At 68.0% G+C, this 15,564-nt stretch carries 12 protein-coding genes; 9 read left to right on the top strand and 3 right to left on the bottom strand.

All coding sequences use genetic code 11. The features are described 5' to 3' along the window. The first annotated feature begins 27 nt into the window (after window positions 1-27). The 9 genes from E5P2_RS16130 (at window position 28) to E5P2_RS16090 (ending at window position 10,026) form a co-directional block, all read left to right on the top strand. Window positions 28-585, top strand: a complete 558-nt coding sequence (locus E5P2_RS16130; RefSeq protein ID WP_162570512.1) for a MarR family winged helix-turn-helix transcriptional regulator — start codon at window positions 28-30, stop codon at window positions 583-585. Beyond that, entirely contained in the window at window positions 566-2,056 is a 1,491-nt protein-coding gene (locus E5P2_RS16125; protein WP_162568140.1) for an efflux transporter outer membrane subunit, read from the top strand. Before E5P2_RS16130 ends, E5P2_RS16125 begins: the two co-directional genes overlap by 20 nt. Window positions 2,057-2,083: 27 nt before the next feature. Next, complete coding sequence (locus E5P2_RS16120; protein WP_162568139.1) at window positions 2,084-3,397, top strand: efflux RND transporter periplasmic adaptor subunit; 1,314 nt, start codon at window positions 2,084-2,086, stop codon at window positions 3,395-3,397. 17 nt (window positions 3,398-3,414) lie between these two features. Further along, entirely contained in the window at window positions 3,415-4,977 is a 1,563-nt protein-coding gene (locus E5P2_RS16115; RefSeq protein WP_162568138.1) for a DHA2 family efflux MFS transporter permease subunit, read from the top strand. Between the two features lie 211 nt (window positions 4,978-5,188). Next, window positions 5,189-5,959: an ABC transporter ATP-binding protein gene (locus E5P2_RS16110; RefSeq protein ID WP_162568137.1), complete on the top strand. Its 771-nt coding sequence runs from the start codon at window positions 5,189-5,191 to the stop codon at window positions 5,957-5,959. 115 nt (window positions 5,960-6,074) lie between these two features. After that, entirely contained in the window at window positions 6,075-6,782 is a 708-nt protein-coding gene (locus tag E5P2_RS16105) for an ABC transporter ATP-binding protein (RefSeq protein WP_162568136.1), read from the top strand. Between the two features lie 45 nt (window positions 6,783-6,827). Next, the gene (locus E5P2_RS16100) at window positions 6,828-8,024 is read left to right on the top strand and encodes an ABC transporter substrate-binding protein (RefSeq protein ID WP_162568135.1); all 1,197 of its coding nucleotides are present in this window, start codon (window positions 6,828-6,830) and stop codon (window positions 8,022-8,024) included. Window positions 8,025-8,150: 126 nt separating this feature from the next. Next, complete coding sequence (locus E5P2_RS16095; protein ID WP_162568134.1) at window positions 8,151-9,026, top strand: branched-chain amino acid ABC transporter permease; 876 nt, start codon at window positions 8,151-8,153, stop codon at window positions 9,024-9,026. 10 nt (window positions 9,027-9,036) lie between these two features. Next, on the top strand, window positions 9,037-10,026 hold the full coding sequence (locus tag E5P2_RS16090; protein WP_174262675.1) for a branched-chain amino acid ABC transporter permease: 990 nt from the start codon (window positions 9,037-9,039) through the stop codon (window positions 10,024-10,026). An 833-nt stretch (window positions 10,027-10,859) separates the two neighbouring features. Here E5P2_RS16090 and E5P2_RS16085 read toward each other — a convergent pair. The 3 genes from E5P2_RS16085 to E5P2_RS16075 are packed head-to-tail and all read right to left on the bottom strand — an operon-like array spanning window position 10,860 to window position 15,563. Continuing rightward, a complete protein-coding gene (locus E5P2_RS16085) occupies window positions 10,860-11,921 on the bottom strand; it encodes a lipocalin-like domain-containing protein (protein ID WP_443083517.1) in 1,062 nt (353 codons plus the stop codon). Next, on the bottom strand, window positions 11,921-13,000 hold the full coding sequence (locus E5P2_RS16080) for a PLP-dependent cysteine synthase family protein (protein WP_162568133.1): 1,080 nt from the start codon (window positions 12,998-13,000) through the stop codon (window positions 11,921-11,923). Before E5P2_RS16080 ends, E5P2_RS16085 begins: the two co-directional genes overlap by 1 nt. 10 nt (window positions 13,001-13,010) lie before the next feature. Beyond that, window positions 13,011-15,563, bottom strand: a complete 2,553-nt coding sequence (locus tag E5P2_RS16075; RefSeq protein WP_162568132.1) for an FtsX-like permease family protein — start codon at window positions 15,561-15,563, stop codon at window positions 13,011-13,013. Between the last annotated feature and the right edge of the window lies 1 nt (window position 15,564).

Below are 15,564 nucleotides of genomic sequence, written 5' to 3'. Positions count from 1 at the left end.
AACTGTCATGGCAGCTATTATCAGGGTATGCCCGAAGCCAGGACTCCCAGTCGAAAAGCTGTCCCGTCGGCGTGCCCCGACCAGGTATCGGCCGTCCAGCCTTTCTACAAGGCCGAGACCTACCGGGCCGAGGAAAGCATCGGCTACCTCATGCGCCGCATCATGACGGCGGTCGGGCAATCGGTCGAGCACCAGATGTGCGAGCCCGGCAGTCCGACCTACCCGCAATGGGTGCCGCTGCACAAGCTGCACATGGGGCAGGCCACCACGGTGGCCGAACTGGCGCGCGAGTGCCAGCTCGACACCGGCGCGATGACCCGCCTGCTCGACCGTCTCGAAGCCAAGGGCCTGTGCCGCCGCGTGCGTTCCGTCGCCGATCGCCGGGTGGTCAATATCGAACTCACCGACGAAGGCCGCGCGGCCGCGGAGGAGGTGCCGCACGTGCTCAGCCGCGTGCAGAACGAGCACCTCGCCGGTTTTTCCCGCGAAGAGTGGGAACAGCTCAAGAGCTATCTGCGCCGCATTCTCGACAACGCCCAGGCCCTTTCGGCCCGTGGAGAAAAAGATGATTCAACTTCTTCCTGAGTCGGCCCTGCGCAAGGTCACGGCCGTCGCCGCGGCCGCCATGGCGCTCGCACTCGCCGGCTGCGCCGACATGGCCGGCATCGATTCGCATGCCAAGCTGCGTGACGCCGATTCGCTCGGTCTTTCGCAGGCGCAGCCCGCCGCGGCGGCTGCGATGCCCGCCATCCCCGCAGTCGAGAGCCAATGGTGGCTCGCGTTCGGCGATGCGCAACTCGATGCGCTGGTGAACCAGGCGATCGAGGGCAACCCCAATCTGCAGGTGGCGCGCGCCCGGCTCGCGCGCGCGCAGGCCTCGGCCATGATCGCCGAATCCGCCCTGAAGCCGCAGCTCAACGGATCGCTCGATCTCACCCGCCAGAAGTTCAGCGATACCTACATCTATCCGGCGCCGCTCGGCGGGTCGGTCCAGGAGACCGGCACGCTGCAGCTCAACGGCAGCTGGGAACTCGATTTCTTCGGCAAGAACCGCTCCGCGCTGGACACCGCCATCGGTGCCGCCAACGCCGCTGCGGCCGACCAGGAGGCCGCCCGCGTGCTGCTGGCCAGCAACGTCGCACGCAGCTACTTCCAGTGGGCGCGGCTGTCGGGCCAGCTCGCGGTGGCGCAGCGCACGCTGGCCCAGCGCCAGGAAACGCTCGCGCTGGTGCGCGACCGCGTCTCCGCCGGCCTCGATACCCGCCTCGAACTGCGCCAGAGCGAAGGCGGCCTGCCGCAGGCGCGCCAGCAGATCGAGGCACTGAACGAGCAGGTCGAGATCACGCGCCACGCGCTCGAAGCATTGGTCGCGCATCCGAACGCGACGCAGTCGCTGACGGCGCCCGCGCTCGCCGACATCAAGCCCATCGCGCTGCAGCCCACCATCCCGGCCGACCTGCTCGGCCGCCGGGCCGACATCGCCGCGGCGCGCTGGCGCGTCGAAGCCGCGACGCGCGACGTCGCCAATGCGAGGACGCAGTTCTATCCCAACATCAACCTGGTGGCCTTCGCAGGCTTCCAGAGCATCGGCTTCAGCAACCTGATGAAGTCGGACAGCCAGCAGTGGGGCGTGGGCCCGGCCATCCGTCTGCCGATCTTCGAGGCCGGCAAGCTGCGGGCCAATCTGCGCGGCAAGGCCGCCGATCTCGATGCCGCGATCGAAAGCTACAACGCGACGGTGCTCGATGCCGTGCGCGACGTGGCCGACCAGGTCGCCAGCGCACAATCGATCGGCCGGCAGCAGGTCGAGCAGCGCGACGCCCAGGCGGCCGCCGAGTCTGCCTACGACATCGCCGTGCAGCGCTACCGCGCGGGTCTCGGCAACTACCTGAACGTGCTGACGGCGGAGACCACCGTTCTGGCGCAGCGCGCCCAGGCCGTCGATCTGGCCGCGCGCGCGCTCGACACGCAGGTCGCCCTGGCGCGCGCGCTCGGTGGCGGCTACCAGCCTTCCGTCGAGACCGCCGCGCTGTCCTCTGCCAGCACGCACCCCTGAATACCGAGCGAATCCCGAAAGACACTCATGGACAATACCAGCACCAACCCCGACGTCCCGGTCGAATCAGCCGCCGGCACGCCCGCCCCCAACAGCAAGCGCCGCCGCGCATTGACCGGCCTCGCCGTGGTCGTGGTCCTGGCCGGTGCCGGCTGGGGCCTGTACGAATGGCTGGTCGCGAGCCATTACGAATCGACCGACAACGCCTACGTGCAGGGCAACGTGATCCAGATCACGCCGCAGATCAGCGGCACGGTGACGGCCGTCATGGCCGACGACACCGACCTCGTGAAGGCCGGCCAGCCGCTGGTGCAGCTCGATCCGGCCGACGCCAGGGTCGCGCTCGACCAGGCCGAAGCCGCGCTCGCGCAGGCCGTGCGCCAGGTCCGCACCTTGTATGCCAACAACGGCTCGCTGGCCGCGCAGGTCACGCTGCGCCAGTCGGACATCGTCAAAGCGCAGAGCGACATCGCGCGCGCGCAGGACGACCTGAAGCGCCGCCAGGCGCTCTCCGGCAACGGTGCGGTGTCCAAGGAAGAACTCGACCATTCCGAGACCGCGCTGGCCAATGCGAAGAGCGCGCTGGCAGCGGCGCAGGCCGGCGTGGTCTCCGCGCGCGAACAGCTCGCCAGCAACCAGTCGCTGACCGAAGGCACGAGCGTCGCCGAGCACCCCAGCGTGCTGGCCGCCGCGGCCAAGGTGCGCGAGGCCTACCTCGCCACGCAGCGCGTCGCGATGCCGGCGCCGGTCGACGGCTACGTCGCCAAGCGCACCGTGCAGCTCGGCCAGCGCGTGGCCGCGGGCACGCCGATGATGTCGATCGTGCCGCTCAACCAGGTCTGGGTCGATGCCAACTTCAAGGAAGTGCAGCTGCGCAACATCCGCATCGATCAGCCCGTGAAGCTCACGGCCGACCTGTACGGCAAGAAGGTCGAGTACGACGGCCGCGTGGCCGGCCTCGGCGTCGGCACCGGTGCGGCCTTCGCGCTGCTGCCGGCGCAGAACGCCACCGGCAACTGGATCAAGGTGGTGCAGCGCGTGCCCGTGCGGATCGCGCTCGACGCCGAGCAGATCAAGGCCAATCCGCTGCGCGTCGGCCTCTCGATGGATGCCGAGATCGATGTCCGGCAGCAGGACGGCAAGATGCTGGCCGATGCGCCGCGCACCACGCCGGCCAGCCAGACGCAGGTCTACAGTCAGCTCGATCACGGCGCCGACGCCGAGGTCCAGCGCATCGTCGCCGCCAACATCGGTCGTGATGCGCCGCCGGTGGCGAGCGCCGCCAGGCCGAAGGCTGCCGTGCCGGCGAGCGCCGTCGCCTCGCAGGCCAGCCCGAGCTGACACGGTCCGCGCGCGAGATGGCCACCGCTTCGCCCGCCGCCGAACCGCTGCCCCCGCTCGAGGGCTCGGCCCGCATCTGGGGCACGATCGCGCTGTCGGCCGCGACCTTCATGAACGTGCTCGACACGTCGATCGCCAACGTCTCGCTGCCGGCGATCGCCGGCGACCTCGGCGTCAGCTCGACGCAGGGCACCTGGGTCATCACGAGCTTCGCGGTGTCGAACGCCATTGCGGTGCCGCTCACCGGCTGGCTGACGCAGCGCTTCGGTCCGGTGCGCCTGTTCCTGACCAGCGTGCTGCTGTTCATCATCAGCTCCTGGCTTTGCGGCCTCGCGCCCAACATGACGATGCTGATCGCGTTCCGCGCACTGCAGGGCTTCGTCGCCGGGCCGATGATCCCGCTGTCGCAGACGCTGCTGCTGTCGAGCTATCCGCGCGCCAAGGCGGGCCTCGCGATGGCCATGTGGTCGATCACCACGCTGGTGGCGCCGGTCATGGGGCCGCTGCTGGGCGGCTGGATCACGGACAACATCTCGTGGCCGTGGATCTTCTACATCAACATTCCGGTCGGCCTGCTGTCCGCAGCCATCACCTATGGCATCTACCGCAAGCGCGAAGGCGCGACGCGCAAGGTGCCGATCGACGGCGTCGGCCTGGCGCTGCTCGTGATCTGGGTCGGCTGCACGCAGCTGATGCTGGACAAGGGCAAGGAGCTCGACTGGTTCCACTCGTCCGTCATCCTGACGCTGGCGATCGTCGCCGTCGTCGGCTTCTGCTTCTTCCTGATCTGGGAGCTGACCGACAAGCATCCGGTGGTCGATCTTTCGCTGTTCAAGCGGCGCAATTTCTGGTCGGGTGCGTTCGCGACGGCGGTGGCCTACGGCCTGTTCTTCGGCAACGTCGTGATCCTGCCGCTGTGGCTGCAGCAGTGGATGGGCTACACCGCGACCCAGGCCGGGATGATCATGGCGCCCGTCGGGCTGCTGGCGATCTTCTTCTCGCCGATCGTCGGGCTCACGGTGGGCAAGATCGATCCGCGGCGCTACGCGACCTTTTCGTTCCTGGTCTTCGCGCTGGTGTTGTGGATGCGCTCCAACTTCAACACCTCGGCCGACTTCGGGACCATCATGATCCCGACCATCATCCAGGGCGTCGCGATGGCCTTCTTCTTCATCCCGTTGGTGACGATCACGCTCTCGGGCCTCGAACCCGATCGCATCGCGGCGGCGTCGGGCCTGTCGAATTTCCTGCGCATCACCGCGGGTGCCGTCGGCACGTCGATCGCCACCACCGTGTGGGAGAACCGGGCCGCGCTGCACCACGCCCAGTTGGTCGAGTCGGTCAACCAGGGCAGCGCGGCAGCGAACAGCGCGATGGCCGGGCTCGCCAGCGGCGGCTTCAGCGCCGAGCAGGTGCTGGGCCAGATCAATCGGCTGGTCGACCAGCAGTCCTTCATGCTGGCCGCGAACGACCTGTTCTATGGTTCGGCGGTGCTGTTCCTGGTGCTGATCCCGCTGGTCTGGCTCGCCAAGCCATCGCGCGGCGGCGGTGGTGCCGATGCGGCTGCAGGCGCGCATTAGGTCTCTTGCCAGGGGTGCGCCGCCTCCGGCAGGGGGGTTGGCGAAGCGACACGAAATGCGCGCAGCCTGGGGGCGAGCGACATGTAGGCATTTGCCCCAGTAGGCAATCCTCGCCGGCGCTGCAAACAATGCGGTCCGCACAACCATGATGGTGTGCACACATGGACCGCATGAACGACCTTTCCTGCCAGCACCCGGGCGACCGCGCGAGATGAGCGACATCATTCTCGAGACGCGCCAGCTCACCAAGGAATTCAAGGGCTTCACTGCGGTCAGCAAGGTCGATCTGTCGGTCGTGCGCGGCACGATCCACGCCCTGATCGGCCCCAACGGCGCCGGCAAGACGACCTGCTTCAACCTGCTGACCAAGTTCCTCGAGCCGACCTCGGGCACCATCCTGTTCAACGGCCAGGACATCACGAACGAGCGCCCGGCGCAGATCGCGCGGCGCGGCATCATCCGTTCGTTCCAGATCTCCGCGGTGTTCCCGCATCTGACCCTGCTCGAGAACGTGCGTCTGGGTCTGCAACGTGCGTTGGGAACGTCATTCCACTTCTGGAAGAGCGAACGGTCTCTCGAGCCGCTCGATGCGCGCGCGCGCGAATTGCTGGGCGAGGTCGGACTTGCAGACCTGGCCGACGAAATGACGGTGAACCTGCCCTACGGCCGCAAGCGCGCGCTCGAGATCGCCACCACGCTGGCGATGGAGCCCGAGCTGATGCTGCTCGACGAACCCACGCAGGGCATGGGCCACGAGGACGTGCACCGCGTGGCCGAGCTCATTCAGCGCGTATCGGCCGGTCGCACCATCCTGATGGTCGAGCACAACATGAGCGTGGTCTCGACCATCGCCGACACCATCACGGTGCTGCAGCGCGGCGCCGTGCTGGCCGAAGGCCCGTATGCCGAAGTCTCGAAGAACCCGCAGGTGATGGAAGCCTACATGGGTACGACGGACGGCCAACTGCAGGGCGCGCATTGATGTTGCTCCCCCCCAGTCTCCCCGCACTTCGTGTCGGTCCGCCAACCCCCTGCCGGGGGCGGGCCGGCCGCTTCGGGCGGCCGTGCGCGGCGGCCCTCCGTGAAAGAGCGTGCAAATGACCGCCGCGCTCGAAATCGCTGGTCTTCAGGCCTGGTACGGCGAATCGCACGTGCTGCATGGCGTTGACATGGTGGTGCAACCCGGCGAGGTGGTCACGCTGCTGGGCCGCAACGGGGCAGGGCGCACCACCACGATGCGTGCCGTGCTGGGCCTCACCGGCGCGCGCAAGGGCAGCATCAAGGTCAACGGCACCGAGACCATCGGCATGCCCACGCACCGCATCGCGCACTGCGGCATCGGCTACTGCCCGGAGGAGCGCGGCATCTTCGCGAGCCTTTCGTGCGAGGAGAACCTGCTGCTGCCACCCGTGCTCAAGGGCGCGGGGCAGGGCATGTCGGTCGACGAGATCTACACCATGTTTCCCAACCTCGCCGAGCGCCGCCACAGCCAGGGCACGCGACTGTCGGGCGGAGAGCAGCAGATGCTGGCCGTGGCTCGTATCCTGCGCACGGGTGCCAGGCTGCTTTTGCTCGACGAGATCTCCGAAGGCCTGGCGCCGGTGATCGTGCAGGCGCTGGCGCGCATGATCCAGATGCTGCGTGCCAAGGGCTACACGGTCGTGATGGTCGAGCAGAACTTCCACTTCGCGGCGCCGCTGGCCGACCGCTTCTACGTGATGGAACACGGCCGCATCGTCGAAAGATTCGGAGCCTCCGAACTCGAGGCCAAGATGCCGGTGCTCAACGAACTGCTGGGCGTCTGAACGCACGCCACCATTTTCTTCCTCTTCACCACCTCAGGAGACACCATGAAAGCGAAACTGAAGATCGTTGCCCTCATGCTCGGCGTTGCGGGCCTCGCCACGCATGCCGCGCAGGCGCAGGAGAAAGTCAAGATCGGTTTCATCACCGACATGTCGAGTCTCTATGCGGACATCGAAGGCAAGAACGGCGCCGTCGCGATCCAGATGGCGATCGACGACTTCGGCGGCAAGGTGCTCGGCCAGCCGATCGAACTGATGACGGCCGACCACCAGAACAAGGCCGACATCGCCGCCTCCAAGGCACGCGAATGGATCGACACGCAGGGCGCGACGATGATCTTCGGCGGCACCAATTCGGGCACCGCGCTCGCCACCGCGAAGGTGGCGCAGGAGAAGAAACGCGTCTACATCAACAACGGCGCCGGCAGCTCCGCGCTCACCAACGAAGCCTGCAGCCCCTACACCGTCCACTATGCGTACGACACGGTCGCGCTGGCCAAGGGCACGGGCGCCGCTGTGGTGGCCAAGGGCGGCAAGAGCTGGTTCTTCCTGACGGCCGACTATGCCTTCGGCCAGGCGCTGCAGGACGACACCGCCAAGATCGTGAAGGAGAAGGGCGGCACGGTGGTCGGTTCGGTCAAGCACCCGCTCAATGCCTCCGACTTCTCGTCCTTCCTGCTGCAGGCGCAGAACTCCAAGGCGCAGGTGCTGGGCCTGGCCAATGCGGGCGGCGACACCATCAACAGCATCAAGGCGGCCAAGGAATTCGGCATCAACAAGACGATGAAGATCGCCGGCCTGCTGGTGTTCCTCACCGACATCCACAGCCTGGGCCTGAAGAACACCGAAGGCCTGCTGATGACGACCAGCTGGTACTGGGACCTGAACGATGCCACGCGCAAGTGGTCGGCCCGCTACTTCGAGAAGACCAAGAGCATGCCGACCGACGTCCAGGCGGCCGACTACTCCGCCACCATGGCCTACCTGAAGGCCGTGCAGGCCGCCAAGACCACCGATTCGGACAAGGTGATGGCCGAGCTCAAGAAGATGAAGATCGACGACTTCTACGGCAAGGGCCAGATCCGCGCCGACGGCAGCTTCATCCACGACATGTACCTGGTCGAAGCCAAGGCGCCCTCCGAATCGAAAAAGCCCTGGGACTATCTCAAGGTGATCGCGACGCTGCCGGGGGATCAGGTCTTCACGACCAAGGCCGAAAGCAAATGCGCATTGTGGAAATAACCCCCAGTCTGCGCGCACTTCGTGTCGCTTCGCCAACCCCCTTTCAGGGGGCGGGCCGGCCGCTTCGGGCGGCCGGGCGCGGCGGCCCCCTGGCCTTGAGAAAACCAAGGCCCGCTTGATTCGCCTATGAACATCACCGTCTCCGGATTGCTGAGCCAGCTCCTGCTGGGGCTGGTCAACGGATCGTTCTATGCGATCCTGAGCCTCGGGCTGGCGGTGATCTTCGGGCTGCTCAACGTCATCAATTTCGCGCACGGCGCGCTGTTCATGCTCGGCGCGGTGCTGAGCTGGATGGCGATGAACTACTTCAACATCGACTACTGGGTGATGCTGGCGGTCGCGCCGATCATCGTCGGGCTGTTCGGCGTCGTGGTCGAGCGGCTGCTGCTGCGCTGGATCTACAAGCTCGACCATCTCTACGGCCTCCTGCTCACGCTCGGCCTGACGCTGCTGATCGAAGGCGTGTTCCGCTCCGTCTACGGCGTCTCGGGCCTGGCCTACGATCCGCCCGACGCGCTCGCCAGCGCGACCAATCTCGGCTTCATGATCCTGCCCAACTACCGGGCCTGGGTCGTGCTGGCCTCGCTCACCGTGTGCTTCGCGACCTGGTTCGTGATCGAGAAGACCCGCCTGGGCGCCTACCTGCGCGCGGGCACCGAGAACCCGCGGCTGGTCGAGGCCTTCGGCGTCAACGTGCCCCTCATGATCACGCTGACCTACGCCTTCGGCGCCGCATTGGCCGCCTTCGCCGGCGTGCTAGCCGCACCCGTGATCCAGGTCTCGCCGCTGATGGGGCAGAACCTCATCATCGTGGTGTTCGCGGTGGTCGTGATCGGCGGCATGGGCTCGATCATGGGTGCCATCCTCACCGGGCTCGGGCTCGGCGTGATCGAGGGCTTCACGCGGGTGTTCTATCCCGAGGGCTCGTCGACCGTGGTGTTCGTGATCATGGTCATCGTGCTGCTCATCCGTCCCGCGGGCCTGTTCGGAAAAGAAAAATGAGCCGGCCCGCATGATCAAGAAGAACGCCACCGTCCTCTACGGCCTGCTGCTGCTCGCGCTCATCCTGGCGCCCTTCCTCGGCGCCTATCCGGTGTTCGTGATGAAGCTCATGTGCTTCGCGCTGTTCGCCTCGGCCTTCAACCTGCTGCTGGGCTACACCGGCCTGCTGTCCTTCGGCCATGCGGCCTTCCTCGGCGGCTCGGCCTATGTGGCGGGTTATGCGATGAAGGCCTGGGGCCTGACGCCCGAACTCGGCCTCGTCGCCGGCACGCTCACGGGCGCGCTGCTCGGCTGGCTGTTCGGCATGCTGGCGATCCGCCGCCAGGGCATCTACTTCGCGATGATCACGCTGGCGCTGGCGCAGATGGTGTTCTTCGCCGCGCTGCAACTGCCGTTCACCCATGGCGAGGATGGGCTGCAGGGCGTGCCGCGCGGCAAGCTGTTCGGCCTCATCGACCTGCAGAACGACCTCACCATGTACTACGTGGCACTGGTGATCGTGGTCGCAGCCTTCCTGCTGATCGTGCGCACCATCCATTCGCCCTTCGGCCAGGTGCTCAAGGGCATCAAGGAGAACGAGCCGCGCGCGCTCTCGCTGGGCTACGACGTGAGCCGCTTCAAGCTGCTGGCCTTCGTGATCTCGGCGGCGCTGTCGGGCCTGGCGGGCTCGCTCAAGACGCTGGTGCTGGGCTTCGCCACGCTGTCCGACGTGCACTGGAGCACCTCGGGCGAGGTCATCCTGATGACGCTGGTGGGCGGCCTCGGCACACTCTCGGGTCCGCTGGTCGGCTCGGCGGTGGTGGGGCTGCTGGAGAGCAAGGTCGGAGAGTTCGGGCAACTGCTCGCACGCATCACGAGCGTGGATTGGTTCAACACGCTCGGAGAGTCGGTGACCATGGTGACGGGGCTGATCTTCGTGGTGTGCGTGCTGGCGTTCCGGCGCGGGATCATGGGCGAGGTCATTGCTTATTTCGACAGGCGTGGGGGCAAGGCTCACTGACTGACTTGCTCCCTCTCCCTCTGGGAGAGGGTTGGGGTGAGGGCGTCCGGGCCTTTGAATTGTTGTCAGCGTTGGTGAGGCTGTTGGCCGGGAATTCGCCCCGGCGGGCGAGTCACTTTCTTTGTCTCGCCAAAGAAAGTAACCAAAGAAAGGCGACCCCACTGTGCGCGACCCCTGCGCTTCGCTACGGGGCAACCTGCGGTGCTCGCTTTTCGCGGGGTCTCGCTCAAACTCGCTTCGCTCAGACAGTCGCGAGCCCTGATCCGCGAAAAGCTGCGCTCCTCGGCGCGCACAGAGGGGCTTGGGGTCAACGCGCCATGGCGCGTATATGTGTTTCTCGGGCCATTGCTTCGCTCGGCCTTGGAACAGCCAACGGCGACGGGGTCCCGCTGCTGATTGCTAATTGCTAATTGCTAATTGCTAATTGAAGTTCATCGGTATTCAACGGCCTATGAGCACATCCACCGGGCCCATTCACGCGATCGTCGCACCGCACCGCCCCACACAAGGACGCGCCAAGGCGCGTTGACCCCAATCCCCTCTGTGCGTGCCGAGGAGCGCAGCTTCAGGCGGATAAGGGCTCGCGACTGTCTGAGCGAAGCGAGTTTGAGCGAGACCCCGCCTGAAGCGAGCACCGCAGGTTGCCCGCAGCGAAGCGGAGGGACACGCACAGTGGGGTCGCCTTTTCTTGCTTACTACTTTTGGCGAGACAAAAGAAGTGAGTCGCCCGCCGGGGCGAATTCCCGGCCAACGGCCTAACCAACGCTGACAACAGTTCAAAGGCCCGGAAGCCCCCACCCCAACCCTCCCCAGAGGGGGAGGGAGCAGAGACCTCAAAGCCGCAGCGGCTGCGCGTAGCCCGTCAGCTCGAGATAGCCGCGCCCCACGACCTTGTCATCTGCATCCCGCAATTCGCTCAGCCCTTCCCAATAGACCGCATCCGTCGAGCCGCGGCTGTCGAGCTCCTGATCATCCAGCAAGGCGCGCACGACGAAGCTGCCGCCCGGCGTACGCACGCGCCATCGGATCGGATAGGCCGCCCGCGTGCGCGGACTGGTCCATCGGTCTTGCGCCTCGAAGTGCAGATCGTCCGGACCGAACACGCGCAGCCGCCCGTCCGCGCTGCGCATCGATCCGCCCGCCCACAGGACCGAGCCATCGCGTCGCCGCATCTGGAAGGCCATCAGCGCGCTGCCATCGAAGAGGTTCATGCCGATCCAGTCCCAGCCGACCGCCTCGGCGTTCAGATAGGCCTCGCTCCACTCGTGGTCCAGCCATGCGGTGCCCTGCACGTCGAAGCCGCGGCCCTGCAGGCTCAGGCGTCCCTGCGTCGCCAGTTGGGGTTCGCTGTAGTAGCAGCTGGCATCCTCGCTGCCCGGTCCCTTGCGCGAGAGGCCGGCGTCGCCCTGCAGCAGCACCGGCTGCGTCGACGCAAAACGCAGGTCGAGCGCGAAGCCCTCGGCCGGCAGGCGCGCCGCGTAACCCTGGCCGTCGCGCTTCAATGTCCAGTCGCGCAGCCGCACATCGGTATCGTCTTCGGCGGCCGACGCGACGCCGAAGCCCGCACGCGCGATGCGCTGGTCATGCCAGAGCTTGCGGCCTTCGAGGTCCGTGATCGCCGCGTGCGCAAAGATCAGCTGCCGGGCCGCGAACGCGGAGCGCATGCCTTGCGTGGCATCGACGCGCGAGCGAAAGAAGGTGAGTTGAAAGCCGAACTCGCGCGTACCTGCAGCCGCATGGCCCGTGATGTACCACCACTCGGTGCGCAGATCGGGATGACTGCCGAAATCGCGCGGGAAGCGCAGCGCGCGCTGCGGGATCGCCCACGCGGCGGGCGCCGCGAGCGCCGCGAGCAGCACGGCGCGCCGGGACCATCCCAGCGCCATCATGCTCATCAGGCCGCGAGCGCGGCGTCGACGCGCCGCTGCGCTTCGCCCACGTCGCCGAAGGCCTGCGCGACCCACGCGGCATCGTGGTAGCTCGGCAGGTAGCGCTCGCCCGCATCGCACAGCAGCGAGAGGATCGAGCCCTGCTCGCCGGCCTGCCGCATCTCGTGCGCGATCCGCAGCATGCCGATGAAGTTGGTGCCGGTCGACGGGCCCACCTTGCGGCCGAGCAGCGCCGACAGCGCGCGCATCGCGGCGATCGAATCGAGGTTCGGCACCTCGATCATGCGGTCGACCAGCGTGCGCACGAAGCTCGGTTCCACGCGCGGCCGGCCGATGCCCTCGATGCGCGAGCCCGGCGCGGTCAGCGCCGCGTCGCCGCTCGCGTGGTAGGCCGCGAACACCGAGCCCTCGGGATCGACCACGCACACGCGCGTGTCGTGGCACCGAAAGCGCACATAGCGGCCGATGGTCGCGCTGGTGCCGCCGGTGCCCGCGCCGACCACGATCCACTTCGGCACCGGATGCCGTTCGCGCGCCATCTGCTGGAACATGCTCTCGGCGATGTTGTTGTTGCCGCGCCAGTCGGTGGCGCGCTCGGCGTAGGTGAACTGGTCCATGTAGTGGCCGCCGCTGTGTTCGGCCAGTGCGCGCGCCGCCTCGTAGACCTGGCCCGCCTGTTCGACGAAGTGGCAGCTGCCGCCGTGGAAGGCGATCTGCGCCACTTTCTCGGGCGAGGTGCTGCGCGGCATCACGGCGATGAAGGGCAGGCCGAGCAGGCGTGCGAAGTAGGCTTCGCTCACCGCGGTCGAGCCGCTCGAAGCCTCGACAATGGTCGTGCCTTCGCCGATCCAGCCGTTGCACAGCGCGTACAGGAAGAGCGAGCGCGCCAGCCGGTGCTTGAGGCTGCCGGTCGGATGCGTCGATTCGTCCTTCAGGTAAAGATCGATGCCGGCCGCCGCGAAGGCCGGCAGCTGCAGCGGGATGAGGTGGGTGTCGGCGCTGCGCAGGTAGTCGGCCTCGATGCGCCGAATCGCGTCGCCGAGCCATTTGCTGGTGCTGTTGCCGCGGGAGTCGAAGGAGGTCATGCTTGCATTCTCACCAATCTTCCTTGACTGCCAGCACGGCATCGGATCCGGCGGCGGCGCGGCCGGCGAGCCATGCCGTTGCGGTGCCTGCCGCGACCACGGCCGCGCACAGCGCGGCGAGCCGCCACCACGGCACCAGCAGGTCCATGGTCCAGTGGAAGCTCTGCGGATTCACCACGTGCACCAGCACCACCGACACCGCCAGGCCGAGCGCCAGGCCCGCGATGGCGCCGATCGCGGTCCAGGCCGCACCTTCGCCGGCCACCACCGCGAGCACCTGGGCACGCGTGAAGCCCAGGTGCGCCAGCAGCCCGAACTCCTTGCGCCGCGCCAGCACCTGCGCGCTGAAGCTCGCGGCGATGCCGAACAGGCCGATCGCGATCGCCACGGCCTGCAGCCAGTAGGTGACCGCGAAGCTGCGGTCGAAGACGCGCAGCGAGGTCGCGCGGATCTGGCCGACCGAGGCGATCTCGATCGGTTCGTCCACTGCCAGCGCGCGCACGGCCTGCTGCACCGGGCCTTCGGGCGTGCCGGGCGCGAGCCACAGGGCGATGTCGCTCACGCTGCGGTCGCCCGTCAGGCGCTCGAAGTCGTGTGCGTTCATCGTGATCGCGCCGAACTGGCGCACATAGTCGCGCCAGACGCCGGCGACGAAGAAGACCGGTGCCGTCGCGCCACCGGCGAAGGCCTTCGACAGCGGCACGAAGTCGCTGCCGGGCTTCGCGCCGTAGAGCTCGACCATCGCCTCGCTCACATAGATGCCGATCCGCCCCGCCGGCACCGGCACGGCCGCGCCCACCAGCGGCAGCGAGCGCGCCGCATCCTCATCCAGGCTGCGCGAGATCAGCGTCACTGCCGGCCGCGACGGATCGAGCAGCAGCGCGCGCGTGCGCAGCGTGCCGGTGCGCGCCACGCCAGGCACGTGCGCCAGCGCCTGCACGAAGGCCGGCGTGAACGCGGCCCGGTCGCCGCTGCTGCCGCCCGTGCCACCGGCGCTCGACGCGGTCGCGCTGCGCACATACAGATCGGCCGGCAGCACCACGTCGAGCCAGCGCGTGACCGAATCGCGAAAGCTCGCCACCATCACCGTCAGCGCGACGGCAAGGCTCAGGCTCGCGACCACGCCGCTCACGGCGACGGCGGCCGTGCCGCGCATGCGCCGCGCGCGCTCGATGGCCAGCAGCGGCAGCAGCCGGTGCGCGAGGCGCGGCGCCAGCCGGTCGTAGAACAGCGCGATCAGCCATGGCAGCGCCGCGATCCCGCCGACCAGGAGGAAACCGACCGAGAGGTAGGCCGCGATCGGAATGCCGAACACCGCAGGGGCCGTGGCCAGCGCCGCGCCGGCGGCCATCAGCAGCAGCGCCAGCTGGTGCGCGCCGCCTTGCGCGGGCGCCGCGCCCAGGCCCTTGAGCGTCTGTGCTTCGGGCAGCGCCTGCGCGGCCCGCGCCGGCCACCAGCCGCCGACCAACGCCGCCAGCACGCCGAGTCCGCCATAGAGCAGCGCTGCACCCGAACTCCAGCGCAGCGTCGGCGCCACGCCCTCGAAGTAGCCGCCGCCCAGGTCGCCGCCGAGCACCTGCAGCGCGAACTCGGCCAGCGCCGCACCGAGCGCGATACCCGCCGCACTGCCGATGATGCCGAGCACCAGCGACTCGGCCAGCACCAGCTGGAGCCGTTCGCGCGGCGTGAGACCCAGCACGCCGAGCAGCGCGAACTGCTGCGCGCGCTTGGCGACGCTGAGTGCCAGCACCGAGAACACGAGGAAGGCGCCGGTGAAAAGGGCCACCAGCGCCAGCACCGTGAGGTTCACACGGTAGGCGCGCGAGAGGTTGCTCACGCGTTGCGCCGCGTCGCCGGGCTCCGCGACTTCGATGCCCGGCGGCCAGCCCGGCAATGCCTTCAGCGAGCGCACGAAGGCCGCGCGGTCGGTGCCAGGCGCGAGCCGCAGGTCGATGCGCGTGAGTTGCCCGCCTTGCCGGAACAGATCCTGTGCCGCGCCGATGTCCATCACCGCGAGCGCGGCGCCGCCGGCCCCCACCTGGCCGGCCACGCGCAGCGTGTGCCATTGCGTGTCGACGCGCAACTGCATGCGCGTGGCGGCGTCGCCCAGTGCGCTGCGTGCGGCGGCATTGAGGAACACGGTGTCCGGCGCGAAGACGTCGAAGCGTGCGCCGCCGGTAGCCGGCTGCGGCATCAATGCAGGCGCGATCGAGGACAGCACCAGCGCATCGACGCCGACCACGCGCACCGGCACGCGGCGCTCGCCGATCAGCGCGACGCTCTGCACCTCGAGCACCGGGCTGGCCAGCGTCACCTGCGGCTGCCGCGCCACCTGCGCGAACACGGCTTCGTCGAAGCGGCCCTGTGCCGCGCGCAATTCGAGGTCGGGCTGGCCGTTGACCGAGCGCACGGCGCTGGAGAACTCATCGAGCGCCGAGGCATTGATGAGCTGCACCGAGAAGGCCAGCGCGACGCCCAGCATCACGGCGATGACGGCGGCCGCGTTGCGCCAGGGATGGTGGCGCAGTTCCTGCCAGGAGAAGGTCGTGAGCAATGCGCGCATG

Origin of the sequence: Variovorax sp. SRS16, from assembly GCF_901827165.1 — a bacterium.
Taxonomy (GTDB): domain Bacteria; phylum Pseudomonadota; class Gammaproteobacteria; order Burkholderiales; family Burkholderiaceae_C; genus Variovorax.
The sequence above is the reverse complement of the archived record's forward strand: the minus strand, read 5'-3'. Positions and strand labels throughout refer to the sequence as shown.

Excerpts from the sequence above, each read along its gene's own strand:
- E5P2_RS16130 (WP_162570512.1), top strand. The coding sequence starts at position 28 with ATGCCCGAAGCCAGGACTCCCAGTCGAAAAGCTGTCCCGTCGGCGTGC.
- E5P2_RS16125 (WP_162568140.1), top strand. The coding sequence starts at position 566 with ATGATTCAACTTCTTCCTGAGTCGGCCCTGCGCAAGGTCACGGCCGTC.
- E5P2_RS16120 (WP_162568139.1), top strand. The coding sequence starts at position 2,084 with ATGGACAATACCAGCACCAACCCCGACGTCCCGGTCGAATCAGCCGCC.
- E5P2_RS16115 (WP_162568138.1), top strand. The coding sequence starts at position 3,415 with ATGGCCACCGCTTCGCCCGCCGCCGAACCGCTGCCCCCGCTCGAGGGC.
- E5P2_RS16110 (WP_162568137.1), top strand. The coding sequence starts at position 5,189 with ATGAGCGACATCATTCTCGAGACGCGCCAGCTCACCAAGGAATTCAAG.
- E5P2_RS16105 (WP_162568136.1), top strand. The coding sequence starts at position 6,075 with ATGACCGCCGCGCTCGAAATCGCTGGTCTTCAGGCCTGGTACGGCGAA.
- E5P2_RS16100 (WP_162568135.1), top strand. The coding sequence starts at position 6,828 with ATGAAAGCGAAACTGAAGATCGTTGCCCTCATGCTCGGCGTTGCGGGC.
- E5P2_RS16095 (WP_162568134.1), top strand. The coding sequence starts at position 8,151 with ATGAACATCACCGTCTCCGGATTGCTGAGCCAGCTCCTGCTGGGGCTG.
- E5P2_RS16090 (WP_174262675.1), top strand. The coding sequence starts at position 9,037 with ATGATCAAGAAGAACGCCACCGTCCTCTACGGCCTGCTGCTGCTCGCG.
- E5P2_RS16085 (WP_443083517.1), bottom strand. The coding sequence starts at position 11,921 with ATGAGCATGATGGCGCTGGGATGGTCCCGGCGCGCCGTGCTGCTCGCG.
- E5P2_RS16080 (WP_162568133.1), bottom strand. The coding sequence starts at position 13,000 with ATGACCTCCTTCGACTCCCGCGGCAACAGCACCAGCAAATGGCTCGGC.
- E5P2_RS16075 (WP_162568132.1), bottom strand. The coding sequence starts at position 15,563 with ATGCGCGCATTGCTCACGACCTTCTCCTGGCAGGAACTGCGCCACCAT.